The following is a 25,875-nucleotide window of genomic DNA, read 5'->3' on the forward strand; positions in this document are numbered from 1 at the left end:
GCCGGCACGACACCGGCCGCATCCTCCATCCAGCAAAACCCGCCGACGTGAACTCCAGGCTGTCCGGGCACGACGACCCAGCCAACCTTTACCGACGGGACAGTGACCTGACCTGCACGGACGGTGAAAGTGACAGCAAAGGTCCCTTGCTCCCCCGCCGGACGCGGACCGGGCCGGATTTCGGTCTCTTGATCGAGACAGTGACCCATCACCTAGTGCGCCACGCCTCACACAGGCCAGTTCCATCACACGGCTGCGACCGAGGGGGTTAGCCTGGTAGGCGCATCAGCGGTGTTCAAGATCTCGAGACGGATAGAGGCGAGTCCAAGCCGTGTCCAGCAGCAGCCCTGCGTCACAATTCGGCCCCAACGAGTGGGTCGTCGAGGAAATGTACGACCAGTTCCTCGCCGACCCCAGCTCAGTCGATGCCGCCTGGCACGACTTCTTCGCGGACTTCAAGCCAACGCAGGACGCGCAGGCGAAGGCTGACGACGCACGTCAGACCTCTTCGGAGGGCAGCGCGGACGCCAACGGCCAGGCCGCCAAGCCGACGCCGCAGACGGTCCGCAACGCCGAGTCCGCCGCGAAGCAGACCGCCCCGGCCAAGGCTGCGCCGAAGACGGCCCCGAAGACCGAGGCGAAGGCGGCGCCCAAGGCCGCGCCCAAGCCGGCCGAGAAGGCCCCCGCCAAGCCCGCCGAGAAGGACGCCGAGCCGGAGTCGAAGCAGCTCCGCGGCGCCGCGGCGGCGATCGCGAAGAACATGGACGCCTCGCTGTCCGTGCCGACGGCCACGAGTGTGCGCGCCGTCCCGGCGAAGCTGATGGCCGACAACCGCATCGTCATCAACAACCACCTCAAGCGCACGCGCGGCGGGAAGATCTCCTTCACGCACCTCATCGGGTACGCGATGGTCCGGGCGCTGAAGAACTTCCCGAACATGAACCGGCACTACCAGCTGATCGACGGGAAGCCGTTCGCGGTCACGCCGGAGCACGTGAACTTCGGTCTCGCGATCGACATGAAGGGCAAGGAAGGCGCCCGCACGCTCGTCGTGGCCTCCATCAAGGCCACCGAGAACATGACCTTCATGCAGTTCTGGCAGGCCTACGAGGAGATCGTCAAGAAGGCCCGCAACGGCAAGCTGACCGCCGACGACTTCGCCGGCACCACGATCTCGCTGACCAACCCCGGCGGCATCGGCACCAACCACTCGGTGCCGCGCCTGCAGGCGGGCCAGGGCGCGATCATCGGCGTCGGCGCCATGCAGTACCCGGCGCACTTCGAGGGCACCAGCGAGAAGGCCCTGGTCGACCTCGGCGTCTCGAAGATCATGACGCTGACCTCGACGTATGACCACCGCATCATCCAGGGCGCGGAGTCGGGCGAGTTCCTCAAGCGCATCCACGAGCTGCTGCTCGGCGAGGACGGCTTCTACGACGACGTCTTCACCAGCCTGCGCCTGCCGTACGAACCGATCCGCTGGGTCGCCGACATCCCGGACGGCCCGGTCGACAAGACCGCGCGCGTCATCGAGCTGATCGACGCCTTCCGTATGCGCGGTCACCTGATGGCCGACACCGACCCGCTGAACTACCGGCAGCGCAGCCACGCCGACCTCGACGTCCTCTCCCACGGCCTGACCCTGTGGGACCTGGACCGCGAGTTCCCGGTCGGCGGCTTCGCCGGCCAGGAGCGGATGAAGCTGCGCGACATCCTCGGCGTGCTGCGCAACTCCTACTGCCGCACCGTCGGCATCGAGTACACGCACATCCTCGACCCCGAAGAGCGCCGCTGGATCCAGGACCGCGTCGAGATCCCGCACGAGAAGCCGGACCCCGCGGTCCAGAAGTACGTGCTCTCGAAGCTCAACGCCGCCGAGGCGTTCGAGACCTTCCTGCAGACCAAGTACGTCGGCCAGAAGCGGTTCTCCCTCGAAGGCGGCGAGACGGCGATCCCGCTGCTCGACACCATCCTCGACAAGGCCGCCGAGCACGAGCTCGACGAGGTCGTCATCGGCATGCCGCACCGCGGCCGCCTGAACGTGCTGGCCAACATCGTCGGCAAGCCGATCGCGCAGATCTTCCAGGAGTTCGAGGGCAACCTCGACCCGGGCCAGGCGCACGGTTCCGGTGACGTGAAGTACCACCTCGGCGCCGAGGGCAAGTACTTCCGCATGTTCGGCGACGGCGAGACCAAGGTGTCGCTGACCGCGAACCCGTCGCACCTGGAGACCGTCGACCCGGTCCTCGAAGGCATCGTCCGCGCGAAGCAGGACATTCTCGACAAGGGTGGAGAAGGCTTCACCGTCCTCCCCGTCCTGATGCACGGCGACGCGGCCTTCGCGGGCCAGGGTGTCGTGGCCGAGACCCTGAACCTGGCGCTGCTGCGCGGCTACCGCACCGGCGGCACCGTGCACGTCATCGTCAACAACCAGGTCGGCTTCACCACCGCGCCCGAGCACTCGCGGTCGAGCCAGTACGCCACCGACGTCGCGAAGATGATCGGCTCCCCGATCTTCCACGTGAACGGTGACGACCCCGAGGCCGCGCACTGGGTGGCCAAGCTGGCCGTCGACTACCGCCAGGCGTTCCACAAGGACGTCGTGATCGACCTGATCTGCTACCGCCGCCGCGGCCACAACGAGGGCGACGACCCCTCGATGACGCAGCCGGCGATGTACGACATCATCGACACGAAGCGTTCGGTCCGGAAGACCTACACCGAATCGCTGATCGGCCGCGGCGACATCTCCGTCGAAGAGGCCGAGGCCGCGTTGCGCGACTTCTCCAGCCAGCTGGAGCACGTGTTCAACGAGGTCCGCGAGCTGGAGAAGCACCCGGCCAAGGCCAGCCCCTCGGTCGAGGAGGAGCAGCAGGTCCCGGCCAAGGTGCCCACCGCGACCACCACCGAGGTCATCGAGCACATCGGCGACGCGTTCCTCAACGTGCCCGAGGGCTTCACCCCGCACCCGCGGGTCAAGCCGGTCATGGAACGCCGCCACAAGATGTCCCGCGAGGGCGGCATCGACTGGGCGTTCGGTGAACTGCTCGCCTTCGGTTCGCTGGCCATGGAAGGCCGCCTCGTGCGGCTGTCCGGCCAGGACTCCCGCCGCGGCACCTTCACCCAGCGCCACTCGGTGATGATCGACCGCAAGACCGGCCAGGAATACTCGCCGCTGGCCAGCCTCGCCGAGAACCAGGGCCGCGTGATGATCTACGACTCGGCGCTGTCCGAGTACGCGGCCGTCGGCTTCGAATACGGCTACTCCGTGGCCAACTCCGAAGCGCTGGTCATGTGGGAAGCGCAGTTCGGTGACTTCGTCAACGGCGCGCAGACCGTCATCGACGAGTACATCTCCTCCGGCGAGGCCAAGTGGGGCCAGCTCTCCGACGTCGTGCTGCTGCTCCCGCACGGCCACGAGGGCCAGGGCCCGGACCACACCTCCGGCCGCATCGAGCGTTTCCTCTCGCTGTGCGCCGAAGGCTCGATGACCGTCGCGGTGCCGTCGACCCCGGCGAACTACTTCCACCTGCTCCGCCGCCACGCCCTCGACGGGGTCAACCGGCCGCTGGTGGTCTTCACTCCCAAGTCGATGCTGCGCAACAAGGCCGCGACTTCGCAGGTCGAGGACTTCACCGGCCAGACGAAGTTCATGTCGGTCATCGACGACGCCGTGGTCGACCCGTCGAAGGTGCGCAAGGTCCTGCTGACCTCGGGCAAGCTGTACTGGGAGCTGGTGGCCGAGCGCACGAAGCGCGAGGCGAACGACGTCGCGATCGTGCGCGTCGAGCAGTACTACCCGCTGCCGAAGAAGAAGCTGCTGGCGGCGCTCGAGCGCTACAACGGCGCTCCCGCGGTCTGGGTCCAGGAGGAGCCGGAGAACCAGGGCGCGTGGCCGTTCTTCGGCCTGAACCTGCCGCGGAAGCTCCCGGAGGTGTTCTCCAGCCTGGACGTCGTGTCGCGTCGTCCGATGGCGGCGCCGTCGGCCGGTTCGTCCAAGGTGCACGAGGTCGAGCAGAAGGCGCTGATCGCGCGGGCCTTCGACTGATCGCCTAACGTGAGCCGAAAGGGCCCTTCACCGCATCCAACGCGGTGAAGGGCCCTTTCGTCGCATCTGATGCGGGGAAAGCGTCTTTCAGCCCCGCGGTGTCGAAAACGGTGAGTCCCGTTCGTGTAGTGGGCAAACGACCGAAGGAGACACCATGAACACCCTGCTCGACGGCCTCAAGCTCCCCGAATCCGCCCGCTGGCACGACGGCCGCGTCTGGCTGGCGAACTGGGGCGGCGGCGAGATCCTCGCCGTCACTCCGGGCGGCGAGACCGAGGTCATCGCGAACGTGCCGACCGCGATGCCGATCACCTTCGACTGGCTCCCCGACGGCCGCCTGCTCATCGTCGACGGCCCGAACGCCCGCCTGCTCAACGCCGACCTGAGCACCTACGCGGACCTGAGCCCGGTCGCCTCCCTGTGGAACGAAGTCGTGGTCGACGGCCGCGGCAACGCCTACGTCAACGGAATGAACGACTTCCAGGCGCCCGGCGTCATCGCCGTCGTCACCCCGGACGGCGAGGTCCGCCAGGTGGCCGACGGCATCCTGTTCGGCAACGGCATGGCCGTCACGCCCGACGACAGGACCCTGATCGTCGCCGAGTCGTACGGCAGCAGGCTCACCGCGTTCGACATCGCCGAGGACGGCTCGCTGTCCGGCAGGCGCGTGTGGGCGGACCTCGGCGGCGACCACCCGGACGGTCTCTGCCTCGACGCCGAGGGGGCGGTCTGGTACGCGGACGTGGCGGCCAAGCACTGCGTCCGCGTCCGCGAAGGAGGCGAAGTGCTTCAGAAGGTCGAATCCGACCGGGGCTGCTTCTCCTGCACGCTCGGCGGCGAGGACGGGCGTTCGCTCTACGTCCTCGCCGCCGAGTGGCACGGCTGGGAGAACCCGTTCGGCGACGGGCCGACCGGGCAGGTCCAGGTCACCGGAATCGGCTAGCCGATCGCCTCGGAGGTCGCCTTGGCCAGCTTCAAGGCGTTCTCCTTGCACACCGTCTGGTTGACCGTGCCGGACGGGTCGGGGCCGGTCACGATGATCTCGCCCTCGACGTTGCCCTGGTAGAACTTGATCTGGCACTGGCTCGACGAATCGAGCTTGGTGTGCACGGCTTTCGTGGACTTCGCCATGCTGGGGATGAGGACGCCGCCGTCGGTCACGGCGTTCTCGACCCCGGCCTTGGCCCAGTCTTCCCCGGCCCCCGAACCCGGCTCCTTCGACTTCGACAGGTACATCGAGACGGTCGCGGACGGCGCGTTCGGTTCACGCCAGCTGCAGGACGAACGGGTGTAGGTGATGTCGTCGTTCGACGTGCTCGCCGGCTCTTCGCCCTTCGGCGTTTCGAGCGGCGGCAGGTTCCGGATCTTGGTCCCGATCCGCTCGCAGGCGGGCATGGAGGTGTACTTGTCCGGCGGACCGGTCTTCTTGGACGACGTCGGCGCCGCGGTCGGCGACGAACCGGAGTCGGACAGCAACAGGAAGGCGGCGACCCCGCCCCCGCCGAGCAGCACCACCGCGCCGATGACGAGGCCGACGATGAGCCCGGTGTTCGACTTCTTGGGCGGCGGCCCGTAGCCGGGCGGCGGATAGCCCGGATATCCCTGCGGCGGATACGGCTGCTGAGGTCCCTGCTGATAGGGCGGTCCGGGCTGCATGCGGAGAGGGTAAAGCCTCGCGAAGGTCCTTAGTGGACGAACCCCGCAACTGGGCGCCGAATCACCGCCCGGAGACGGGAAGGCCCCCTTCCCAGCAGGAGGAAGGGGGCCTTCACGTACTCCAGGTGTGGATCAGACGGTCAGCGACCAGCTGTTGAGCGAGCCGGTGTCGATCCGGTAGACGTCCTGGACCTTCAGCTTCCAGGCACCGTTCGCGGCCTCGGACGAGACGTTGGCGGTGTAGGTGGTGTTGATGTTGTCGGACGAGTCGTTGCTCGAGTTCTTCAGGCGGTACGAGCTGCCGTCCGGCGCGACCAGGTCGATGACGAGGTCACCGACGTAGGTGTGCGTGATGTTCACCGCGACCTTGGTGGTGGCCGAGGCGTTGCGGGCGCAGTTCGCGACGGTGATCGTGCTGGTCACCGCGGCACCGGCGTCGGGGATGGCGACGACGCCGCTGTTGGTCTGCGTGCCACAGGGGGTGGGCTCGGGGTCGGGGCCACCGCCGGCGCCGGTGTAGAGCAGCACGTTCGGCGAACCGGTGCCCGGGTTGGTCACCTTGTCCTTGGTGCCGTTGGCGACCAGCGCGTCACGGACCTGCTTCGGCGTGGCCGACGGGTTGGCGGAGGCGTACAGGGCCGCCGCGCCCACGACGTGCGGGGTCGCCATCGAGGTACCGCTGATGGTGTTGGTGCCGTTGTTCAGCCACGTCGACGTGATCCCGCTGCCCGGCGCGAAGATGTCGAGGCAGGTGCCGATGTTGGAGAAGCTCGACCGCGCGTCCGTGTTCGTCGTCGAGCCGACGGTGATGGCTTCCGGCGTGCGGGCGGGCGAGGTGTTGCACGCGTTGGCGCCGTTGTCGTTACCGGCCGCGACACCGTAGGTGATACCTGCCGCGATCGACCGCTGGACGGCCTGGTCGAGGGTCGTCGACGCGCCGCCACCGAGGCTCATGTTCGCGACGGCGGGCTTGACGGCGTTCGCGGTCACCCAGTCGACACCGGCGATGACACCGGCGGTCGTCCCGGAACCGGAGCAGTTCAGCACGCGGACGGCGACGAGCTTGACGCCCTTGGCCAGACCGTGCGCGGTACCGCCGATGGTGCCGGCGACGTGGGTGCCGTGACCCTGGCAGTCCGTGGCGTCGTTGTCGTTGTCGACGGTGTCACGGCCGTGGGTCGCGCGCCCGCCGAAGTCGGGGTGCGTGGTGAGGATGCCGGTGTCGACGACGTACGCGGTGACGTTCGACGCCGTGGTGCTGTAGCTGTACTTCTGGTTGAGCGGAAGGCTCTGCTGGTCGACCCGGTCCAGGCCCCACGACGGCGGGTTCAGCTGGTCCGCCGAGACCGAGACGGTCTGGTTCTGCTCCACGTACGCGACGGCGGGGTCGGCGGCGACGCGCTTCGCCTGCTTTTCGGTCAGCGCACCGGAGAAACCACGGACCGAGGACGCGAAGGTCTTCTCGACCGTGCCGCCGTGGCGCTGGGTCACGCTCTTCGCGGTGGCTTCGACCGACGAGCCGTCCTTCAGCACGACGATGTAGCTGTCCTTGATCGCCTTGTCGCTACCCGCGTTGACGATCGAACCCTCGGCCGCCGACGCGACGGTCGTGCCGCCCAGCGCCGTCAGCACGGCGACGGCCGCGGCCACACCGAAGGCGGGCAGTCGTCTCTTCAAGGTTCCCAGGGAATTGTTCAAGATATTCCTCCCAGGCAGGGTCGACCCACGGGCATGAAGAAGCCCGCCGGATCGTTGGGGTGACTCAGAGGTGAAGCGCGTTCCACTTAGGAGTGCAGGCTGAGACTAAGTGGCGGATTCACCCCAAGGAAGACCTTGCATTACGGACATCCCGGTAGTAATGGACGTCGCGTCGACGCAGCTCGGGCACCGTTCAGCCCCCGCCTTTAGTCGCGTTTTACCGCCGTACGGCCCACGAAGAATTGGGGATCCGCACATCCGGTGGTCGTTTTCCGTCCCCCCGGCCGTTTCACCGCCGTGGAAGTACACACGGATGGCCGCCTACTAAAGTCGCGACCTCCGGTCGCGGAAATCGATTTCCATCCTACCTTCGGATGGAGCACACTCCTGCGCATGCTGCTCCGACAGGAAACCCCGGCCGACCGCGAGGCGATCCACGCCGTCCATCTGGCCGCGTTCGAGAAACTCAGTGTCCCGGTGGTCGAGGCGAAGCTCGTGGACGAACTACGTGCCGACGGCGATCTGATCGGCGCACTGTCCATCGTGGCCGAACGCGACGGGAAGGTCGTCGGGCACGTCTGTTGCAGCCCGGCGAAGCTCGGCGGTGACGAGAAGTCGACGGTCGGGCTCGGCCCGCTCGGCGTCCTGCCCGAGTACCACGCTTCCGGCGTCGGCTCCGCGCTCGTGCACGCCGTGCTCGGCGCGGCGGACGCGCTCGATTACGGCGCCGTGGTCCTGCTGGGCGACCCGAACTACTACTCCCGCTTCGGTTTCGTGCTCGCCGCACAGCACGGGATCACGCCGCCGGTCGCGGAATGGGCGCCGCACTTCCAGGTCCGCACCCTTCGCGCGTACACGCCCGGCCTCCAGGGCGAGTTCCGCTACTCGCCCGCCTTCGACCGCCTCTGACCCCTCCCGCGTTTCGTCCTCTAAATGCGGTAGTTGCACGCGCAAGGACCGCATTTAGAGGACGAAACGCACGGGGTCAGGCGGGGGCGAGGAGGTTGTGCCGGCGCAGGAACTCCTCGGCGACGTCGAGCGGGTTGCGCTTCTCCTCGCTGAACTGGACGTTCAACTCGGTCAGCTCCTCGGTCGTGAGCACCGCGGAAACCCGGTTCAACGCGTCGGCCTCCTTCGGCGACAACGTCCCCTTCGCGACGAGAGGGACGATGTTCTGCGCGGGGAACATGTTCTTGTCGTCCACCAGCGGGACGAACCCGTTCGCGGCGATCGTCGACGACGTGCTGAACAGATCGGCGACCTGGACGTCGCCGGATTTCAGCGCGGCGACCGTGACCGGGCCGCCGGTGTCGGTCGTGCGGATCTCGGCGAACTCGCAGCCGTAGAGCGCCTTGATCTTGTCCTTCCAGCGGCTGCTCCACTGACCGGGACCACCGAAGACGAATTCCCCGCACCGCTTTCCGAGATCGGAGAAGGTCCGGATCCCGGAATCGGCGAGTTCCTTCCGCACCACCAGAAGATCCTTGTCCTCCGCGGGTGCCTGGTCGAGGACCTCGAACCCGGACGGCACCTTCTGTTTCAGCTGCGCGTAGACGTCCTGCGGTGTGGTCGCCTGCGTGTCCTTGTCGAAGTAGCGCAACAGGTTCCCGCTGTAGTCCGGCACCACCGAAAGCGATTTGTCCTGCAGTGCCTTGACGACGACCTCGCGGCTGCCGACCGGCGGACGCACCGTCACGTTCTCGGCCCCCGCGTTGCGCAGCGCGCCCGCGTAGATCTGGGCCAGCAGAAGGCTTTCCCCGACGTCGGACGCGCCGATGATGATGTCGCCGGTCGCCCCGCCCTCGGCTCCGCCCGCGAGCGGGTTGCCGCAGCCCGCCACCAGCAGGGCGATCCCGGCGATCAGCGCCGCCACCGTCCGCCTCATACCTTCGCCTTCTTCCCGCTCGCCGCCTGCGCCAGCCGAACTCCCTTGGGCACCAGCATTCGCTGGACGCCCGCCAGCGCGAGATCCAGCACGACGGCGAGCAACGTCGTCAGCACCGCGCCCGCGACCACCTGCGGATAGTCCAAAATGGCCAGTCCGTCGAGCAGGAACCGGCCGAGCCCGCCGAGCCCGACGTAGGCGGCAACGGCGGCCGTCGCCACCAGCTGCAGCACCGAGTTCCGCACGCCGCCGAGCACCAGCGGCAGCGAGATGGGCACCTCGACCTTCCACAACCGTTGCCAGCCGGTCATTCCGATGCCCTGTGCCGCGTCGACCACGCCGTGATCGGTCGCCTGCAGGCCCGCGTACGTCCCGGCGAGGATCGGCGGGACGGCGAGCACCACGAGCCCGATGATCGTCGAGAGCTCGCTTTCGGTGAAGAGCAGGAACAGGAAGGTCACCAGGCCCAGCGTCGGCAGCGCGCGGATCGCGTTGCCACCGCTCACCAGCAGGACCGCGCCGCGACCGGTGTGCCCGACGTAGAGCCCGAGCGGGATCGCGATGAGCAGCGCGAAGACCAGTGCCAGCGCCGTGTAGCCGAGATGCTCGAACAGCCGGGCGGGAACGCCGTCGGGGCCCTGCCAGTGCGCGGGGTCGCCGAACCAGTTCAGCACGTCGCCGATCATTTCGCCCCCGCCGTGGTCGCCACCCGGTCCCAGGGTGTGAGGACATTGCGCAGCTGGACCAGCACCAGGTCGACGATCAGCGCGAGCAGCAGGGTCGCGACGATCCCGACGACGATCGGCGAGAAGTACTCGCGCTGGAAGCCGTCGGTGAACAGCACGCCGAGCCCGCCCGTGCCGATCAGGGCGCCGACGCTGACCAGGCTGATGTTGCTGACCGAGGCCACCCGGACGCCGGCCGCGAGCACCGGCACCGAAAGCGGCAGCTCGACGGCGAGGAAACGGCGCGCGGGTTTGTAACCGATCGCCGTGGCCGCGGCGACGACGTGCGGCGGGACGGCGTCGAGCGCGTCCAGCACCGGCCGGACGAGCAGGGCGGCGGTGTAGACGGTGAGCGCGACGATGACGTTGACGCTGTCGAGGATCTTCGAACCGATGATGCCCGGGATCACCACGAACAACGCGAGTGACGGGATCGTGTACAGCAGGTTCGACACCACCAGCAGCGCGGACCGCACCGCCGTGAACCGGTGCCCCAGCCAGCCGGCCAGCACCGCGATCAGCAGGCCCAGCACCAGCGGGACCAGCGAGAGATAGACGTGGTCGAGCAGGTCGCCGAAGAACTGCGACCGGTTGTTGGCGCTGCCCAGGTAGCGGCCGAGCTCCGCGAAGAAGTCCCCCATCAGGAACTCGGCGACGGCGCTTCGATCACTTCGAGGACTTGCTTGGCTCTGACCACGCCGAGGACCTTCAGGTCGGCGTCGACCACGACACCGAGGCTCGCGGGCGACGAAAGCGCCGCGTCGAGCGCGCCTCGGATCGGCGAACCCTGGACGTACAGGGAGCCGCCCGCGACGAGATCGGTCTCCGCCAGCTCACCGTCCACAGTGGACCCCGGGCGCAGCCAGCCGCGCGGCTGGCCGTCGGCGTTGACGGCGACCTGCCAGCCGTCGGACGGCCCGGGGGCGGGCTTGCCGACCTCGACCCGCTCGACCTCTTCGACGACGATCCCGTCCGCCGAAAGGAAGGAGAGCCCGCGGTAGCCGCGATCCTTGCCGACGAAGGACGCGACGAAGTCGTCGACGGGATGACGCAGCACGTCCGAAGGGGTGCCGTACTGCGCGAGCACGCCGCCGACGCGGAGCACCGCGATCTTGTCGCCGAGCCGCACGGCCTCGTCGATGTCATGGGTGACGAACACGATCGTCTTCCCCAGCTGCGACTGAAGGCGCAGCAGCTCGTCCTGCAGTTCCTCGCGGACGATCGGGTCGACGGCGGAGAACGGCTCGTCCATCAGCAGCACCGGAGAATCCGCCGCGAGCGCCCTGGCGACGCCGACGCGCTGCTGCTGGCCACCGGAAAGCTGGGCGGGGTACCGCTTGCCGAGTTCCGCGGGGAGGCCGACGGTTTCGAGCAGCTCGGCCGCGCGCTTGCGCGCCTTGCTCTTGTCCCAGCCGGACAGCAGCGGCACGGTGGCGACGTTGTCCAGGACCGTCCTGTGTGGAAAGAGCCCGGCGTGCTGGATGACGTAGCCGATGCCGCGGCGCAGCAGCGCCGGGTCGCCGTCGCTGACGTCCTTGCCGTCGAGCAGCACCGAGCCCGAAGTCGGCTCGACCATCCGGTTGATCATCCGCAGCGACGTGGTCTTGCCGCAGCCGGACGGCCCGACGAAGACGGTGATCGTGCCGTCCTCCACGGTGAGGTTCAGGTCGTCGACCGCGACCGTCCCGTCCGGATACCGCTTGGTCACGCCACGGAACTCGATAGTCACGTGTCTCTCCCCATGTCTGGTCGAAAAACCGTAGCCCAGATCCTGCCTGTTGGCACGGTGTCCCAGGGACCGGGTTACTAGGCTGCTGCCCGTGAGTCCTTCCGTCGATGACGTCCTCGCGGCGCACGGTGTCCACGTGCGACCGCTCCATCAGGTGATTTCCCTGCTCCGGACGGATTGGCGTGATCTCGGCGAACTGGTCCGGAGCAGCACCGCGCCACGCCGGAGCGTCGAAGACGTCCTGAACGCGCTCGGCGACGACCTCGAGCGGAACGAGTCCCGCTTCCGGCTGAGCCCCGCCGCGCGCGAGAAGTACGCGCGCTTCGGGGCGCGGGACCGGAAATCCGACCCTGACCTGCTGAAGATCATCACCAGCTACGTGGAGAACGTGCCCGCGCCGCTGGCCGCGCTCGACCACGTGCAGGCGACCCCGGAAACGGTGCTGAACCGGGCGCTGTGGCTGGACGAGCGGTACGACCTCGGTACGGCGAAGCTGCTGTTCCTCGGCGACCACGACCTCACTTCACTGGCCGTGCGCGCGGTGCGGCCCGACGCGGATCTCACCGTCGTCGACCTCGACGATCGTGTGCTCGCCTACATCGACGAACTCAGCGAGCGGTCCATCCGCACCCTGCACACGGATCTGCGCGTCGGCCTTCCGCCCTCGGTGACCGGGCGGATGGACCTGGTGTTCAGTGATCCGCCTTACACCCCCGAAGGAATGGGCCTGTTCGCGGCGCGCGGGGTGCAGGCGCTCACCGAACCCTCGGACGGACGGCTGCTGCTCGCGTACGGCTACAGCCCGCGCCATCCCGCTCTCGGCGCGCAGGTGCAGCGGGCGCTCGCGACGCTCGGGCTGACCTTCGAGGCGATCCTGCCGGACTTCAACCGGTACTTCGGCGCGCAGGCGATCGGGAGCGCGGCCGACCTCTATGTCTGCCAGCCGACCGCGAAATCGAAGAAGAACCGCGGCGGCAAGGGGAAGGCCGCGATCTACACGCACGGCCCGCAGTCGGTGGAATCCGCCGGTTCGGCCAAGCCCTCACTGCTGGACAAGCTGCACGAGATCGCCACCGAAGGCGGGCTGGCGCTCGAGTCGCGTCCGGTCGACTGGTCCGTCTCCGGCCCCGAAGGCGACGCGGTCGCGATGGACCTTTCGGCCGACCCCGGTCCGTGGCTGCTGCGGACCCTGCTGGGCACCAACGCGCGACGGCTGGCGCTGCTGGTCCCGAACTCGCATCCCGACCTGACGAACGCCGAGGCACAGGCCGCGCTGAACCGGCTGATCGGCGCGAAGTACAAGCTGCGGCTGTTGCGGAGCACCCCGGACAACCGGCACGCCATCGTCGTCGCGGACGCCGTCGAGCACCAGGAAGAACTGCTGACCCGGGCGCACGCGCGGCTCGCGAACGTCTCGCTGGACGTACCGCCGGACCTGACGGACGCGCGGCTGATCGATCTGCCCCGGCACCGGCTGGCGGAACTGCTCGGCTGACCGTGTCAACCCCCAGATGCTAGGAACGGTCCTTTCCTTGCAAATTTCGCAAGGAAAGGACCGTTCCTAGCACTCGAGAGAGCGTGAAAGGGACCGTCACACCACGCCGTCGGCCTCGGCGGCCTTCGCGACCGCGGCGGCCACCTCGGGCGCGACACGCGGGTCCAGCGGGCTCGGGACGATCCGGTCCGGGCCGAGGTCGTCCTGCGCGACGGCGAAGATCGCGTCGGCCGCCGCCAGCTTCATGTTCTCCGTGATCGCCCGCGCGCCGGAGTCCAGCGCGCCGCGGAAGACGCCGGGGAACGCCAGCACGTTGTTGATCTGGTTCGGGAAGTCGCTGCGCCCGGTCGCCACGATCTTGGCGTACCGCGACGCCGCGACCGGGTGGACCTCCGGGTCGGGGTTGGACAGCGCGAACACGATCGCGTCGTCGGCCATCCCGGCCAGCAGCGTCTCGTCGATGGTCGCCCCGGACAGGCCGAGGAAGACGTCGGCACCCCGCAGCGCCTCGCCGAGGCCGCCGCGCAGACCGGCCGTGTTCGTGGTCTCGGCGAGCTTCCGCTTGATCGGGTTCAGGCCTTCGCGGCCTTCGTGGATGATGCCGCGCGAGTCGAGCACGGTGACGTCCGCGACGCCGGCGTTCTGCAGGATCCTGGCGCAGGCCACCCCCGCCGCGCCCGCTCCCGAGACGACCACGCGCTGGCCGGAGATGTCCTTGCCGAGGACCTGGTTCGCCCCGCGCAGCGCCGCCAGCGTGACGATCGCCGTACCGTGCTGGTCGTCGTGCATGACCGGGCAGTCGAGGGCCTCCTTGAGGCGGTCCTCCAGCTCGAAGCAGCGCGGCGCCGAGATGTCCTCCAGGTTCACCGCGCCGAACGACGGGCGCAGCCGGACCAGGGTTTCGATGATCTCGTCGACGTCGGTGGTGTCGAGCACCAGCGGGATCGAGTCGAGCCCGCCGAAGGTCTTGAACAGGACCGACTTGCCCTCCATGACCGGCAGCGATGCGCTCGCGCCGATGTCACCGAGGCCGAGCACCGCCGTACCGTCACTGACCACCACGACCAGCCTGTCCGCCCACGTGTACCGCTTCGCCTTGGCCGCGTCCTCGGCGATCGCACGGCTCACCTTCGCCACGCCAGGCGTGTACGCGACCGAAAGGTCACGGGGCGAGGAGATCGGGCGCGTCGCGGCCACGGAGAGCTTGCCGCCCTCGTGGCCCTCGAAGATCTCGGTGTCCGTCACTGGCGTGGTCATCGTGGTTCCCGTCATTGCTTCCGCCGTGTCTAAGGACGGCGAAGTCTCGATTCGAGCGATGGTCATGGGATTCTTCTCCTGGGACTGCGAGCGGGGGAACTGGCCGGTGAGCAGGCCAAACTGGGCGTGGCCCGGCCACCTGGGGTAACTCGTCCTCCGACACGGCAGCCCAGCGCGGTAGCGCCGGCCTGTCGGCGAAGCGTCCAATCGGCCATCGATGCCGTGGGTGTGGCGACGGCCGCGGACGCAGCGGTCGGATCATTGTGACAGGCGTGCGGACCAGTGCGCCCCTCTGGTGCGGTTCATGTCACAGGCGGGCCCGGCTTTTCCCAGGTCAGGAGATGTTTCGCAAGACGTCCATCCGGTTTGGGAAGGGCTCGTTAGCATTGAGGCCATGCAAGCCAGGCGCCTCAGCATCTCCCACTGTTTCGAATTCACCCCGCGGGTTTTCCCCGATCACCGCGGCCTGTTCGTGGCGCCCTACCAGGAAGAAGCGTTCATCGAAGCGGTCGGGCACCGGCTTCGCCTCGGGCAGACCAACACCAGCGTCTCGCGGCGCGGGGCCATCCGTGGCGTGCACTTCGCGGACACCCCGCCCGGCCAGGCGAAGTACGTCTACTGCCCGAGCGGTTCGATGCTGGACGTCATCGTGGACCTTCGGGTCGGTTCGCCCACCTTCGGTGAATGGACTTCCGTGGTGCTCGACAGCTCCGAGTACAAGGCGCTCTACATCGCCGAAGGCCTCGGCCACGCCTTCATGGCGCTCGAAGACGACACCGTCATGACGTACCTCTGCTCCGAGCCGTACAACCCGTCGGGCGAACATGGCGTCCACCCGATGGACGCCGACCTCGCGCTGCCCTGGCCGCAGGACATCGAACCCGTGGTGTCCGAAAAGGACACCACGGCGCCCCATCTGAAAGAAGCTCTGGAGCAGGGGCTGCTGCCCCGGTACGACGCCTGCGTGGCCCACTACGAAAAGGTGCGGGCCGCGGGCTGAGTCAGCGCGTCACGTCCTCGCGCAGCACCCGTTCCACGTTCCGTTCCGCCAGCGCGGTGATCGTCACGAAGGGATTCACGCCGGTGCTGCCCGGGATCAGCGACCCGTCGGTGACGTAGAGGTTCCGGTAGCCCTTCACCCGGCCGTACAGGTCGGTGGCCTCACCCAGCACCAATCCGCCCAGCGGGTGATAGGTGAACCGGTTCTCGAACGACCGCGTATCCCCGAACAGGTCACTGCGGTAGATCGTGCGGTTCGCCCGGTTGACCTTGTCGAACAACGCCTTCGCCGCGTCGATCGACGGCTTGCCCTGTGCGGCGGTCCAGCGCAGCCGCACGGAGTCGGTGGCGGCGTCGTAGGTGAAGTGGCCGCGTTCGGGGTTCTTCGTGATCGCCAGGTAGAGGCTCAGCCACGTCTCGACCCCGGCGGGCACCGGCGCGACCTCGGCGAAGACCGGGTTCGCCGGGTCGTCCCACGCGTCGATGCCGAGCGCGGGCATCCCCGACTGCAGTGATCCGCCGAGATCCCAGGCGTGGTTCGCGCGGCCCAGCATCACGTTGCCGTTGGTGCCCCAGCCGCGGCCGACCTCGTCGGTCAATCCGGGCAGCGTCCCGGTTTCCCTTGCCCGCACGAGCAGTTCCGTCGAACCGAGGCTGCCGGCGCCGAGGAACAGGTACTTCGCACCGAGTTGTTTCCTCGCGACGACCGCGCCGTCTTCGGCGGTCTCGTGCACGGTGAGGACATACGTGCCGTCGGTCTGCCGGCTGATCCCGCGGACCTGGTGCAGCGTCTTGATGGTCACGTTCCCGGTGCCCAGCGCGGCCGCGAGGTAGGTCTTGTCGAGCGATCGTTTGCCGTGGTTGTTGCCGTAGATGACCTCGGACGCCAGGGCCGACCTCGGCACCGTGCCGGCTTCTTCCCGCTTCATGTAGTCGAAGTCGTAGACGCTGGGCACGAACACCGTCGTGAGCCCGGCCCGCGTCGCGGCCTTCCGGGAAACCCTCGCGTAGCGGTAGGAACGGCACGTTTCGAACCAGCGCGGGTCGATGTGGTTGACGCCGAGGGACCGGTTGGCCAGGGGAAAGTACTTGCCGTACATCTCGTCCGCGTCGACGCCGGGCAGGATCTCCTCGAAGTACGACCGCTTCGGCGTGACGGCCATCGCGCCGTTGACCAGCGAACCGCCGCCGACCCCGCGTCCCACGTAGACGGACATGTCGCCGTGGTCGACCCTGTCGAGCACGCCGGGATACCGCGCGATGTCCCGGTTCGCCAGGTCCATCCAGAGAAACGACGCGAGCGGGGCCTGCGTGCGGTTCTTGAACCACGCCGCTCGCCGGTCCGGCCGGAGCATGTCGCAGAAGACCTTGCCGTCCGGCCCGGGATCGGCCCACAGTCTGCCCATTTCGAGCATGACCGTCGGAATCCCGGCTTCCCCGAGCCGGAGCGCGGTCACCGCCGCGCCGTACCCGGTGCCGACGACCACTGCCGTCGAGAAGGCCGATTTCTCCGCCTGTGCGGTGGAAATCGTGGTGAGACCGAGGGCTGCGGCCGAGTTTAGCGCGGTGAACCCGAGGAACCCGCGACGCGACAGTGGGGACATGGGCCGATGATCGCCCGCTGTTCGAGAAGCCTTCAAGAGCGAATCCGAAGCAGATTCGCGTCAACTGGGTAAACACCGTTTATTTTCACTCGAACGTGGTGATTCAGGGGCCCCTTGGGTGACTTCCCCGATGTGGCTCAAACCGGCACAGACCACTCTTTCGAGTCATGAGACGTCTTCTCGCCGCGACCGCGGCCGCACTGTCCGCGGCAGCCCTCTTCGCCTTCCCCGGCCACGCTTCCGCAGCGGGGTTGCCCGACTTCGACTTCTCCGCCTGCCCCGCTCCGCCCGTCGACGCCGACCCGGGCACTTGGCGCTGCGAAGCCTTTGTCTCCCAAGGAGTCCTGACCATCGGCGACCGCGCGATCCCGCTCGGGGAGATGCGCTTGACGTTCTCCGAAGGCAAGGTGGACGGCAAGTACGCGCAGGTGTTCGGCGAACTACGGCACGCTCCCGCCCGGATCCGCGGCACTTTCGGCGCGAGCCTGCAGCTGAAGTACGGCGGCTATTCGGACTTCCAGTCGAACGACGAGCGGCGCGGCGAACTGGATCTCTACGCCGTCCTGCGGCATCCCCTGCTCCCCGGGGAATGCGCGATCGGCACCCTCGACGCGCCGCTGCGTTCGGTGGTCAAGGACGATCCCGCGGTGCCGTTCGAGGTGATCTCGCAGAACCCCACGACGGTGAAGTTCGGCGTCGTGGACACCGGGCTCGCCCTGCCGCGCACGACCGGCTGCGGCCGGCTGGCGCGAGTAGCCGACGAAATGCTCGGCCTGCCGTCCACAAGCGGCCGGAACACCTTCACCCAGGTGACCTACGTGCGGTTCAAACCCCTCTGACCACCCGCGTTTCGTCCTCTAGTTGCGGTAGTTGCACACGCAAGGACCGCAACTAGAGGACTAAACGCGCGAAAGGAACGCGCCCTGGGTGCCCACCGCCGGTGCGCGAACGGACGTCACGCGTGATCAGACGGACGACACGCGTGTCTGGATGGACGACACGGGTACCGGCCGTCTGGTCACGCGACGGGCATTCGAGGGGGCCGGGCGCGAAGGCGCCTTACTTCTTCTTGGTCACCCAGATCGTGATGGTCGCGGTCACGACGGGTTTCCCGTTCGTGTCCGTGATCGTCACCGGCACGGGGAGCTCGAAGCCCTCGTCGCCGAATTCCGGCAGCTCCGGCAGTTCCGCGACGGCGCGCAGGCTCGTCTCGGCCTTGGCCACGTACTCGACCGTCATCCCCTTGGGCAGCCAGCGATGCGTCGCCGGGACGGTCGCCTCGGCGAGCATGCCCATGGCGATCTCGGCGAGGTTGCATGCCGCGATCGCGTGAAAAGTCTTGATGTGGTTGTAAACACCCCACCATTTCGGGGACGTCACCTCGCACCGGCCGGGACGCAGTTCGCGCACCGACGGGAGCACCGTCCGGAAGTACGGCACACGCAGGCACATCGCCGCCGAGAACAGCTGTTTGCCGACCGGCTTGCCCGCCAGCCGGTTCCACATCGCGTAGGTCGGATTCTGCGCCATCACGGTCTCCTCACCATGTTACTCACCAGTAGCATAGCCGGACCGCAGGCTATATTCGCAACGTGGCACATCGGCTCTTCCTCCTCCGGCACGGTCAGACCGAGTGGTCCGTCAACGGACGGCACACCGGACGCACGGACATCCCGCTCACCACGGCGGGCGAGGGGCAGGCCCGCGCGGCGGGCGGCACCTTGCGCGCGGTGCTCGGCGGCAATCCGGCGCTCGTCCTCTCCAGCCCTCGCACCCGCGCCCTGCGGACGGCCGAGCTGGCCGGCCTGCGCGTCGACGAGGTCACCGAAGAGCTGGCCGAATGGGACTACGGCGACTACGAGGGCGTCACCACGCCGACGATCCGCGAGACCGTTCCCGGGTGGACGGTCTGGTCGCATCCGATCCCCGGCGGCGAAAGCGCGGAGGACGTCAACGCCCGCGCGGACAAACTGATCGAACGCGTCCGCGAACCGCTCGGCGAGGGTGACGTGATCCTGGTCGGCCACGGGCATTTCAGCCGGGTCCTGGTCGCACGCTGGATCGGCCTGCCGTCGACCGCGGGCGTCCACTTCGGACTCGACCCGGCCGGCGTCGCGGTACTCGGCGACGAACGCGGCGAGCCGCAGATCGAACACCTCAACCTGCTTCCCACGACGGAGGACTAGTGGACGACCGCATCCGGCGTATCCGCGAAGAAGACGTGGACGCCGTCGTCCAGCTCGTCTACGACCTCGCCGAATTCGAGCGCGCCCCGGACGAGTGCCACCTCACCCCCGGACAGTTGCGCACAGCACTGTTCGGCGAGGCTCCGGCCTTGTTCGGGCACGTCGCCGAGGTCGGCGGCGAGATCGTCGGGTACGCGCTCTGGTTCCTCAACTTCTCCACCTGGCGCGGTGTGCACGGCATCTACCTGGAGGACCTCTACGTCCGCCCCGAGCAGCGCGGCTCCGGCCTCGGCAAGGCGCTCCTGGCCACCCTCGCGGCGGTCTGCGTCGAGCGCGGTTACGCCCGTCTCGAATGGTCGGTGCTCAACTGGAACCCGGCGCAGGGGTTCTACAAGTCGCTCGGCGCGGTGCCGATGGACGAGTGGACGGTCGACCGCCTCACCGACGAACCGCTGAAGGCACTCGCCGCCCAGGTCTAGCGAGCGCGAAGGCGTAACTCGCGTGATCAGGGGCGTAACTCGCGTGTCTGGAGGCGACACTCGAAGATACGGCCTCAATCACGCGAGTTACGCCTTCAAGCACGCGAGTGCGGAGTTCAGGAGTCGCGTTCCTCGCGCTCGCGACGTGCCGCGCGGCCCGCGGCGCCGTCCCGTTCGGCGGCTTCTTCCTCGCTTTCGCCCTCCTGCATCCCGAGCGCCCACGCACGCGACGGGCGGCGGAACAGCAGCACGATGACGGCGACACCGATCAGCGCGAGCGGCACTCCCCACACCGGCTGCCCGGACGGGCCCGCGCCGTACCAGCCGACGCCGACCAGGATCAGCGCGACGACGACGCCGGGCGACCTCGCCCAGGTTTTCCCCATCACCAGGCCGGCCGCGCAGGCCAGCGTTCCGGCGGCGAGGACGAGGTAATAGGCGACCTCGGCCAGGAGGTTCTCCGGTCCGGCCTGGCCGTTGACCAGGAGCAGGATCGCGAACACGATCAGGGCGAGCCCCGGCAGCGCGGTGACGGCCCCGGCGAGGCGGACTTCACGGGGCGCGGGCGAGAGCTTGTCGGCGATGGACACGGCGAAACAGCCTTCCAGGCTTCCGGACACGATGCTCCACCAGGGCGGGTCACCGTACGTGAGCACTTTCGATCGTATGCCACCCGGTCGGCCGGTTTCCCCTCGCCGCCGCATGGGAAGAATTGGCAGTGTCGTCGATGAGCGGGCGGTCGGCCCGGGTGCACTTGTCACGACGCGCTGTCACCAGCCGACAGTGAGGAGGGACGCCCGCCACAGGGCCATACGGTGCTGCCTCGAGGACGCTCCGCGCGGCTGAGCTTCGCGTCACGTGAAGCTCACACCTTCGGGCCGGAGTCACTTACCCTGCGGTATGTGCGTGCCATCCTCGTCGTGAACCCCCAGGCCACCTCGACCACCGCCGGTGGCCGTGACGTGCTGGCGCACGCACTGGCCAGCCAGGTGAAACTCGACGTGGTGGAGACCGACTACCGCGGCCACGCGATGGCCGTCGCCCGGTCCGCCGCCCGCGACGGGATCGACCTGGTGGTCGCCCACGGCGGCGACGGCACGGTCAACGAAGTGGTCAACGGGCTGCTCGCGGACGCCGACGGCGATCCGGCGAAGGTCGGCGGCGCCCCCATGCTCGGTGTCGTACCGGGCGGCTCGGCGAACGTCTTCGCCAGGGCGCTGGGGATCGCGCACGATCCCGTGGAAGCGACCCATCAGCTCCTCAACGCCATCGAGAACGACCGGAGCCGCAAGGTCGGCCTCGGGATCGCCGACGGCCACTGGTTCACCTTCAACGCCGGCCTCGGCTGGGACGCCGACGTCGTCGGCCGCGTGGCCAAGCGGCGGGGTAAGCAGACCACCGCGGGGCTCTACCTGAGGGCGGCGGTGGCGTCGCATCTGCGGCCGCCGCTCGGCCGTCCGACCCTCACGGTCCGGATCCCGGGTGAAGAGCCCACCGAAGTGCTGACCGCTTTCGTGTCGAACACCGATCCGTGGAGTTACCTGGGCAACCGTCCCGTCCACCTGAACCCGGAGAGCTCGTTCGACACCGGACTGGGTCTTTTCGCGTTGAGCGGTCTGGGATTGCCCACCGTGTTCAAGCATGTACGGCAGGCATTGCTCACGAAGAGCGACCAACGCGGACGACGTCTCCTTCGTCACGATGACCTGCCGATGATCCGCATAGACGCTGCTGAACCGGTAAACTTCCAGGTGGACGGCGACCTCGTCGGCCAGCGGAAGAGGGTGGAGTTCTTCAGCGTCCCGGAAGCACTGACGGTAATCGTCTGACGACCGGACCGCTGATCGCCTGCGGCAAAGTACGAACTGCCGCTCATCGACGCAGAACCTCCGCTCACCGCATCGGCCTTCCCTTCGGAAGGCCGTTTCGGAACGAAACCGCAGGTCAGAAGCGTCGCTCGGCCGGGTGAGCTGACTCACCGATCTTCAGAAAACCCTTGTCGAAACGGGTGCTTCGTGAAAGCATTCACAAGCACCCAAAAAAACGACCGCCATGACGACTATGGCGCGGAGTACCGCGCCGTTATGAAGGAGCTCAGAAACATGGACTGGCGCCACGACGCGGCCTGCCGAGACGAGGACCCCGAGCTGTTCTTCCCCGTGGGAACCAGCGGTCCTGCTCTGTCGCAGGTAGCGCAGGCGAAGGCCGTGTGCCACCGCTGCACCGTCGCTTCCGACTGCTTGGCCTGGGCATTGGCCAGCGGGCAGGACGCGGGCGTCTGGGGCGGGATGAGCGAGGACGAGCGACGGGCCCTGAAGCGCCGTCGTACGCACATCGGCACGCGTACCTCCGCCTGAGTCTTTCGGACTCAGCACGCTTCATCGCATTACTCACAACTGAGCAAGACCCCAAGCTTCGGGAAAACCCTGCGGCGCAGTGGCTGTATGGCCGTGCGTCGTGAGGTGACACGTACCCGACTTGAGCTTAACAAGCGAGGCCGACACGCCCTCACGGGGGTATGGCTTCAGCGGACTTTTCCCAAGTCCTCCCGCGGAACCGTTACAGGGCCGGCGCCACTTCTCTTCGGGCGCCGGCCCTAAAACGTATCCGGGTGAGACTGTCCCTTGTGGACGATCAAACGCGACAGTCCATTAGAGACGCCGCGACAGCGGGATCCGCAGCGCCGCTTCGGTTCCCAGCCGCCGCCCGCCGGTCTCCTCGGAATCCCCGCGCAGCCCGCGGATCGACAGCGATCCGCGCAGCTCCGACTCCACCAGGGTCCGCACGATCTGGAGCCCGAGACCGTCGCTGCGTTCCAGGGAAAAACCCGAGGGAAGCCCGCGCCCGTTGTCGCGGATGACGACGTCGAGCCAGCGGGCGGAGCGTTCCACCACGAGCTCGACCTTGCCCGGCCGTCCGTCGGGGAACGCGTGCTCGATGGCGTTCTGGACGAGTTCCGCCAGCACCATCACCAACGGCGTCGCGATCTCGGCGACGACGACGCCGAACGAGCCGGTGCGGGAGAGCCCGACCTGCGATTCCGCCGTCGCGACCTCGCCGACCATCGGGAGGACGTTGTCGAGCAGCTTGTCGAGATCGACCCGCTCGTCCACCGAGATGGACAGCGCCTCGTGCACCATCGCGATCGACGAGACCCGGCGCACGGACTCGCCGAGCGCGAGCCGCGCCTCCTCGCTGGAGGTCCGTCGTGACTGGAGCCGCAGCAACGCGGCGACGGTCTGCAGGTTGTTCTTCACGCGATGGTGGATCTCGCGGATGGTCGCGTCCTTGGACAGGAGAGCGCGGTCACGGCGTTTCACCTCGGTGACGTCGCGCACCAGCACCAGCGCGCCCGCGGCCTGCCCGGCGGGGCGCAACGGAAGCGCACGGAACAGCACGACGGCACCGCGACGGGAATCCGCCTCCGTCCGGCTGCTGGGCTTGCCGTCGAGCGCCTCGATGATCCGGTGCGACACCTCGGTCGCGTCGAACGGGTCACGGATGAGCGACCTGGTCAGCGGCGCCAGGCGCTGCCCGACGAGATCGGACTCGTGCCCCATCCGGTGATACGCCGAGAGCCCGTTCGGGCTGGCGAAGACCACCGTGCCGGTCGGGTCGAGGCGGATCAGGCCGTCGCCGACCCGGGGGCTGGTGTGGGTGTCCGTCTGGTTCCCCGGGCTGGGGAAGGTGCCGTCGACGATCATCTGGCACAGGTCGCCCGCGCTGCCGAGATACGCGATCTCGAGCGGGCTGGGCACCCGCGAGGCCGCCAGGTTGGTCTCGCGGCTGAGGACGGCGATCACCGTGCCGCCGAACACCACCGGGATGGCCTCGCGGCGCATCGGCAGGTCGCGGTACCAGTGCGGATCCTCTTCGCGGCAGATCCGCACCTCGCGGCTCGCCTTGGCCAGCTGAGGATGCTCGTCCACGGTGAACCGGGAGCCGACGACGTCCTCCGGATGGGCCGTCGGCGCCGTCGTCGGGCGTGCGTGGGCGACGCAGACGTAGTCGCCGCCGTCGGGTTGCAACTCCTCCGAGACGGCGACCCACAGCAGGAAGTCGGCGAAGGACAGGTCGGCAAGGAGCTGCCATTCGGCGACCACGGTCTGGAGATGGTCCGCGGCCTCACCGGACAGACCGGTGTTCTCCGCGAGCAGATCGGAAAGGGTGGACACGTCCCCATCCAAGCAGGGTGAGGGCCGCATGACACACTGGAGAGGTTGACCCTGGCCCAGCGGTGTCGTATCACCCCGCGAGGGCCACTCGGACGAGGAGTGAAACATGTCGAAGCGCGCCCGCAAGCGTCGCGACCGTAAGAAGAACGGCGCGAACCACGGCAAGAAGCCCAACTCCTGATCATTCGATCAGACGGCGAAGGCCCCCGCACCGATCCGGTACGGGGGCCTTCGTGTGTCCTGAGCCGCTTACTCGAAGGTCTGCTCGATCTTGACCTCGGTGCGCTCGATGGTCAGCGAGCCCTTGGTCTGCACGGTCTGGCGGATCGAGGCCCGCAGCCGGGACTTGAGGTCGTCCGGCGCGTGGTCACCGCCGCACTTGCGGGCGAGGAGCTGCTTGATGTGCTCGTCGATGCCGTATTCCTCGAGGCACGGCGGGCAGTCCTCGATGTGCTTGCGCAGGGCGGCGTCACGCTCGGCGCTGCACTCCTTGTCCAGCAGCAGGTAGATGTCGGCGAGGGCCTCCTCGCACCTGACCTTGTCGTCCGCGCCGGCGCAGTAGTCCTCGGTCATCGCCCCGCCACCTCCTGCTGTTTGCCCGAGCGGATGAAGCCCCGCTCGCGGGCGACGTCGGCGAGCAGGTCACGGAGCTGGGCGCGGCCGCGGTGCAGCCGGGACATCACGGTGCCGATGGGCGTGTCCATGATCTCGGCGATCTCCTTGTACGCGAAACCTTCGACATCGGCGAGGTAGACCGCGAGGCGGAACTCCTCGGGCAGCTTCTGCAGCGCTTCCTTGACATCGGCGTCGGGCAGGTTGTCCATCGCCTCGACCTCGGCCGAGCGCAGCCCGCTGGAGGTGTGACTCTCCGCCTTGGCGATCTGCCAGTCGGTGATCTCCTCGGTGGGCTGCTGCACCGGCTGGCGCTGACGCTTGCGATAGCCGTTGATGTAGGTGTTCGTGAGGATGCGGTACATCCACGCCTTGAGGTTCGTGCCCGCCTTGAAAGACGCGAAGGCCGCGTACGCCTTCAGGTACGTCTCCTGGACGAGGTCCTCCGCGTCGGCGGGATTCCGGGTCATCCGCATGGCGGCCGAGTACAGCTGGTCGAGCAGGGGCATCGCGTCCCGCTCGAAGCGCTCGGCCCGCGCGGCCGCCTCTTCGGCGTCCGTGCCCGTGTCCGGCGCGGGATTCTGCGTGCTCGGCAAACCGTTCCCTTCCCGATCGGCGTCGATGCGCTTGTGCGCATGAGACGTCGTCGAGTTTACGCGCGGACGGATCACCTGGCCGCCCGGCGTGCGCGGGATCAGGATTCGGGGAGCTTCGAGTGTGGTGGACACGTGGCTTTCAACAGCGACGCCCATTCGGGCATTCCCGCCCGCTCGTAGACTTCGCCCATGGCAGGCAAGGGAACCCCGGCGACGGCGCTGCTGGCGAAGCAGAAAGTGGCGCATGTTCTGCACGCCTACGACCACGACCCGCGGGCCGAGTCGTACGGCCTCGAAGCCGTCGAAGCGCTGGGGCTCGACCCCGCGCGCGTGTTCAAGACACTGGTCGCCGAGGTCGACGGGAAACTGACCGTCGGTGTGGTCCCGGTCACCGGCCAGCTGGATCTGAAGGCGCTGGCGGCCGCCGCGGGCGGGAAGAAGGCGAAGATGGCCGACCCCGCCGCCGCGCAGCGCGCGACGGGATACGTGCTCGGCGGGATCTCGCCGCTCGGGCACCGGAGCAGGCTGCCGGTGGTGATCGATTCGTCGGCGGAGAAGTTCGAGACCGTGCACTGCTCGGCGGGGCGGCGCGGGCTGGAGGTCGAACTCGCGCCCGGCGACCTGGCGCGGCTCACCGGCGCCGTGGTCGCCCCTATCGCCGGCTGACCACTCCCCGCGTTTCGTCCTCTAGTTGCGGTAGTTGCACGCGCAAGGACCGCAACTAGAGGACG

Annotated in this window: 25 protein-coding genes; 12 read left to right on the plus strand and 13 right to left on the minus strand. The window is 68.2% G+C overall.

Annotated elements, in window-relative coordinates:
- Positions 1–331: 331 nt before the first annotated feature.
- Together ACOCEP_RS04495 and ACOCEP_RS04500 are read left to right on the plus strand one after the other, a co-directional pair.
- The gene (locus ACOCEP_RS04495) at positions 332–4,048 is read left to right on the plus strand and encodes a multifunctional oxoglutarate decarboxylase/oxoglutarate dehydrogenase thiamine pyrophosphate-binding subunit/dihydrolipoyllysine-residue succinyltransferase subunit (protein ID WP_482335911.1); all 3,717 of its coding nucleotides are present in this window, start codon (positions 332–334) and stop codon (positions 4,046–4,048) included.
- A gap of 154 nt (positions 4,049–4,202) precedes the next feature.
- Positions 4,203–4,991: an SMP-30/gluconolactonase/LRE family protein gene (locus ACOCEP_RS04500; protein WP_482335912.1), complete on the plus strand. Its 789-nt coding sequence runs from the start codon at positions 4,203–4,205 to the stop codon at positions 4,989–4,991.
- On the opposite strand, the gene ACOCEP_RS04505 is transcribed toward ACOCEP_RS04500, so the two are convergent.
- Positions 4,988–5,704 carry a hypothetical protein gene (locus ACOCEP_RS04505; RefSeq protein WP_482335913.1) on the minus strand — a complete coding sequence of 239 codons (717 nt, stop codon included), beginning with the start codon at positions 5,702–5,704 and terminating at the stop codon, positions 4,988–4,990. The genes ACOCEP_RS04500 and ACOCEP_RS04505 overlap by 4 nt on opposite strands.
- 132 nt (positions 5,705–5,836) lie before the next feature.
- Positions 5,837–7,402, minus strand: coding sequence for a S8 family peptidase (locus tag ACOCEP_RS04510; protein ID WP_482335914.1), 1,566 nt, complete (start codon positions 7,400–7,402; stop codon positions 5,837–5,839).
- Between the two features lie 393 nt (positions 7,403–7,795).
- Between ACOCEP_RS04510 and ACOCEP_RS04515 the strand changes: the two genes are divergently transcribed.
- On the plus strand, positions 7,796–8,311 hold the full coding sequence (locus ACOCEP_RS04515) for a GNAT family N-acetyltransferase (RefSeq protein ID WP_482335915.1): 516 nt from the start codon (positions 7,796–7,798) through the stop codon (positions 8,309–8,311).
- Between the two features lie 76 nt (positions 8,312–8,387).
- Here ACOCEP_RS04515 and ACOCEP_RS04520 read toward each other — a convergent pair whose 3' ends face one another.
- The 4 genes from ACOCEP_RS04520 to ACOCEP_RS04535 are packed head-to-tail and all read right to left on the minus strand — an operon-like array spanning position 8,388 to position 11,741.
- Positions 8,388–9,287: an ABC transporter substrate-binding protein gene (locus tag ACOCEP_RS04520; RefSeq protein ID WP_482335916.1), complete on the minus strand. Its 900-nt coding sequence runs from the start codon at positions 9,285–9,287 to the stop codon at positions 8,388–8,390.
- Complete coding sequence (locus tag ACOCEP_RS04525; protein ID WP_482335917.1) at positions 9,284–9,973, minus strand: ABC transporter permease; 690 nt, start codon at positions 9,971–9,973, stop codon at positions 9,284–9,286. Before ACOCEP_RS04525 ends, ACOCEP_RS04520 begins: the two co-directional genes overlap by 4 nt.
- Positions 9,970–10,653: an ABC transporter permease gene (locus tag ACOCEP_RS04530; protein ID WP_482335918.1), complete on the minus strand. Its 684-nt coding sequence runs from the start codon at positions 10,651–10,653 to the stop codon at positions 9,970–9,972. The genes ACOCEP_RS04525 and ACOCEP_RS04530 overlap by 4 nt, the downstream gene beginning before the upstream one ends.
- On the minus strand, positions 10,653–11,741 hold the full coding sequence (locus ACOCEP_RS04535; RefSeq protein ID WP_482335919.1) for an ABC transporter ATP-binding protein: 1,089 nt from the start codon (positions 11,739–11,741) through the stop codon (positions 10,653–10,655). The genes ACOCEP_RS04530 and ACOCEP_RS04535 overlap by 1 nt, the downstream gene beginning before the upstream one ends.
- Before the next feature lie 91 nt (positions 11,742–11,832).
- Between ACOCEP_RS04535 and ACOCEP_RS04540 the strand changes: the two genes are divergently transcribed.
- On the plus strand, positions 11,833–13,236 hold the full coding sequence (locus tag ACOCEP_RS04540; RefSeq protein ID WP_482335920.1) for a bis-aminopropyl spermidine synthase family protein: 1,404 nt from the start codon (positions 11,833–11,835) through the stop codon (positions 13,234–13,236).
- A gap of 96 nt (positions 13,237–13,332) precedes the next feature.
- On the opposite strand, the gene ACOCEP_RS04545 is transcribed toward ACOCEP_RS04540, so the two are convergent.
- Entirely contained in the window at positions 13,333–14,508 is a 1,176-nt protein-coding gene (locus ACOCEP_RS04545) for an NAD(P)-dependent malic enzyme (RefSeq protein ID WP_482335922.1), read from the minus strand.
- 379 nt (positions 14,509–14,887) lie between these two features.
- On the opposite strand from ACOCEP_RS04545, the gene ACOCEP_RS04550 reads away from it, so the two are divergent.
- Complete coding sequence (locus tag ACOCEP_RS04550; protein ID WP_482335923.1) at positions 14,888–15,493, plus strand: dTDP-4-dehydrorhamnose 3,5-epimerase family protein; 606 nt, start codon at positions 14,888–14,890, stop codon at positions 15,491–15,493.
- Between the two features lies 1 nt (position 15,494).
- Here the strand turns inward: ACOCEP_RS04550 and ACOCEP_RS04555 are convergent, their stop codons facing one another.
- Positions 15,495–17,096 carry a GMC oxidoreductase gene (locus tag ACOCEP_RS04555; RefSeq protein ID WP_482335924.1) on the minus strand — a complete coding sequence of 534 codons (1,602 nt, stop codon included), beginning with the start codon at positions 17,094–17,096 and terminating at the stop codon, positions 15,495–15,497.
- 167 nt (positions 17,097–17,263) lie between these two features.
- Here ACOCEP_RS04555 and ACOCEP_RS04560 point away from each other — a divergent pair, with 167 nt between their 5' ends.
- Positions 17,264–17,935 (plus strand): hypothetical protein, encoded by a 672-nt coding sequence (locus tag ACOCEP_RS04560; RefSeq protein WP_482335925.1) that lies wholly within the window; start codon positions 17,264–17,266, stop codon positions 17,933–17,935.
- 220 nt (positions 17,936–18,155) lie between these two features.
- Here the strand turns inward: ACOCEP_RS04560 and ACOCEP_RS04565 are convergent, their stop codons facing one another.
- Positions 18,156–18,626: a hotdog fold domain-containing protein gene (locus ACOCEP_RS04565; RefSeq protein ID WP_126735731.1), complete on the minus strand. Its 471-nt coding sequence runs from the start codon at positions 18,624–18,626 to the stop codon at positions 18,156–18,158.
- A gap of 62 nt (positions 18,627–18,688) precedes the next feature.
- On the opposite strand from ACOCEP_RS04565, the gene ACOCEP_RS04570 reads away from it, so the two are divergent.
- Positions 18,689–19,282, plus strand: a complete 594-nt coding sequence (locus ACOCEP_RS04570) for an acid phosphatase (RefSeq protein ID WP_126735732.1) — start codon at positions 18,689–18,691, stop codon at positions 19,280–19,282.
- The gene (locus tag ACOCEP_RS04575; RefSeq protein ID WP_482335926.1) at positions 19,282–19,761 is read left to right on the plus strand and encodes a GNAT family N-acetyltransferase; all 480 of its coding nucleotides are present in this window, start codon (positions 19,282–19,284) and stop codon (positions 19,759–19,761) included. Before ACOCEP_RS04570 ends, ACOCEP_RS04575 begins: the two co-directional genes overlap by 1 nt.
- A gap of 116 nt (positions 19,762–19,877) precedes the next feature.
- Here ACOCEP_RS04575 and ACOCEP_RS04580 read toward each other — a convergent pair whose 3' ends face one another.
- Positions 19,878–20,417: a hypothetical protein gene (locus ACOCEP_RS04580; protein ID WP_465420473.1), complete on the minus strand. Its 540-nt coding sequence runs from the start codon at positions 20,415–20,417 to the stop codon at positions 19,878–19,880.
- Between the two features lie 246 nt (positions 20,418–20,663).
- Here ACOCEP_RS04580 and ACOCEP_RS04585 point away from each other — a divergent pair, with 246 nt between their 5' ends.
- Together ACOCEP_RS04585 and ACOCEP_RS04590 are read left to right on the plus strand one after the other, a co-directional pair.
- A complete protein-coding gene (locus tag ACOCEP_RS04585; RefSeq protein WP_482335927.1) occupies positions 20,664–21,590 on the plus strand; it encodes a diacylglycerol/lipid kinase family protein in 927 nt (308 codons plus the stop codon).
- A 273-nt stretch (positions 21,591–21,863) separates the two neighbouring features.
- Positions 21,864–22,118, plus strand: a complete 255-nt coding sequence (locus tag ACOCEP_RS04590) for a WhiB family transcriptional regulator (RefSeq protein ID WP_007028999.1) — start codon at positions 21,864–21,866, stop codon at positions 22,116–22,118.
- Between the two features lie 294 nt (positions 22,119–22,412).
- Here the strand turns inward: ACOCEP_RS04590 and ACOCEP_RS04595 are convergent, their stop codons facing one another.
- Complete coding sequence (locus tag ACOCEP_RS04595) at positions 22,413–23,936, minus strand: sensor histidine kinase (protein ID WP_457959987.1); 1,524 nt, start codon at positions 23,934–23,936, stop codon at positions 22,413–22,415.
- 106 nt (positions 23,937–24,042) lie between these two features.
- On the opposite strand from ACOCEP_RS04595, the gene ACOCEP_RS04600 reads away from it, so the two are divergent.
- Positions 24,043–24,117 (plus strand): 50S ribosomal protein bL37, encoded by a 75-nt coding sequence (locus ACOCEP_RS04600; protein WP_369299112.1) that lies wholly within the window; start codon positions 24,043–24,045, stop codon positions 24,115–24,117.
- 68 nt (positions 24,118–24,185) lie between these two features.
- Here the strand turns inward: ACOCEP_RS04600 and rsrA are convergent, their stop codons facing one another.
- Positions 24,186–24,509 (minus strand): mycothiol system anti-sigma-R factor, encoded by a 324-nt coding sequence (rsrA, locus tag ACOCEP_RS04605; protein ID WP_126735737.1) that lies wholly within the window; start codon positions 24,507–24,509, stop codon positions 24,186–24,188.
- Positions 24,506–25,144: a sigma-70 family RNA polymerase sigma factor gene (locus ACOCEP_RS04610; RefSeq protein WP_126735738.1), complete on the minus strand. Its 639-nt coding sequence runs from the start codon at positions 25,142–25,144 to the stop codon at positions 24,506–24,508. The genes rsrA and ACOCEP_RS04610 overlap by 4 nt, the downstream gene beginning before the upstream one ends.
- 189 nt (positions 25,145–25,333) lie before the next feature.
- On the opposite strand from ACOCEP_RS04610, the gene ybaK reads away from it, so the two are divergent.
- Positions 25,334–25,810, plus strand: a complete 477-nt coding sequence (gene ybaK / locus ACOCEP_RS04615) for a Cys-tRNA(Pro) deacylase (protein ID WP_016337070.1) — start codon at positions 25,334–25,336, stop codon at positions 25,808–25,810.
- Positions 25,811–25,875 lie beyond the last annotated feature (65 nt).

The sequence above is a fragment of the Amycolatopsis sp. CA-211722 genome (genome assembly GCF_056828465.1).

Coding starts and splice junctions, on each gene's coding strand:
- ACOCEP_RS04520 (WP_482335916.1), bottom strand. CDS start 9,287: ATGAGGCGGACGGTGGCGGCGCTGATCGCCGGGATCGCCCTGCTGGTG.
- ACOCEP_RS04505 (WP_482335913.1), bottom strand. CDS start 5,704: ATGCAGCCCGGACCGCCCTATCAGCAGGGACCTCAGCAGCCGTATCCG.
- ACOCEP_RS04565 (WP_126735731.1), bottom strand. CDS start 18,626: ATGGCGCAGAATCCGACCTACGCGATGTGGAACCGGCTGGCGGGCAAG.
- rsrA (WP_126735737.1), bottom strand. CDS start 24,509: ATGACCGAGGACTACTGCGCCGGCGCGGACGACAAGGTCAGGTGCGAG.
- ACOCEP_RS04515 (WP_482335915.1), top strand. CDS start 7,796: ATGCTGCTCCGACAGGAAACCCCGGCCGACCGCGAGGCGATCCACGCC.
- ACOCEP_RS04530 (WP_482335918.1), bottom strand. CDS start 10,653: ATGGGGGACTTCTTCGCGGAGCTCGGCCGCTACCTGGGCAGCGCCAAC.
- ybaK (WP_016337070.1), top strand. CDS start 25,334: ATGGCAGGCAAGGGAACCCCGGCGACGGCGCTGCTGGCGAAGCAGAAA.
- ACOCEP_RS04590 (WP_007028999.1), top strand. CDS start 21,864: ATGGACTGGCGCCACGACGCGGCCTGCCGAGACGAGGACCCCGAGCTG.
- ACOCEP_RS04550 (WP_482335923.1), top strand. CDS start 14,888: ATGCAAGCCAGGCGCCTCAGCATCTCCCACTGTTTCGAATTCACCCCG.
- ACOCEP_RS04555 (WP_482335924.1), bottom strand. CDS start 17,096: ATGTCCCCACTGTCGCGTCGCGGGTTCCTCGGGTTCACCGCGCTAAAC.
- ACOCEP_RS04500 (WP_482335912.1), top strand. CDS start 4,203: ATGAACACCCTGCTCGACGGCCTCAAGCTCCCCGAATCCGCCCGCTGG.
- ACOCEP_RS04525 (WP_482335917.1), bottom strand. CDS start 9,973: ATGATCGGCGACGTGCTGAACTGGTTCGGCGACCCCGCGCACTGGCAG.
- ACOCEP_RS04545 (WP_482335922.1), bottom strand. CDS start 14,508: ATGACGGGAACCACGATGACCACGCCAGTGACGGACACCGAGATCTTC.
- ACOCEP_RS04560 (WP_482335925.1), top strand. CDS start 17,264: ATGAGACGTCTTCTCGCCGCGACCGCGGCCGCACTGTCCGCGGCAGCC.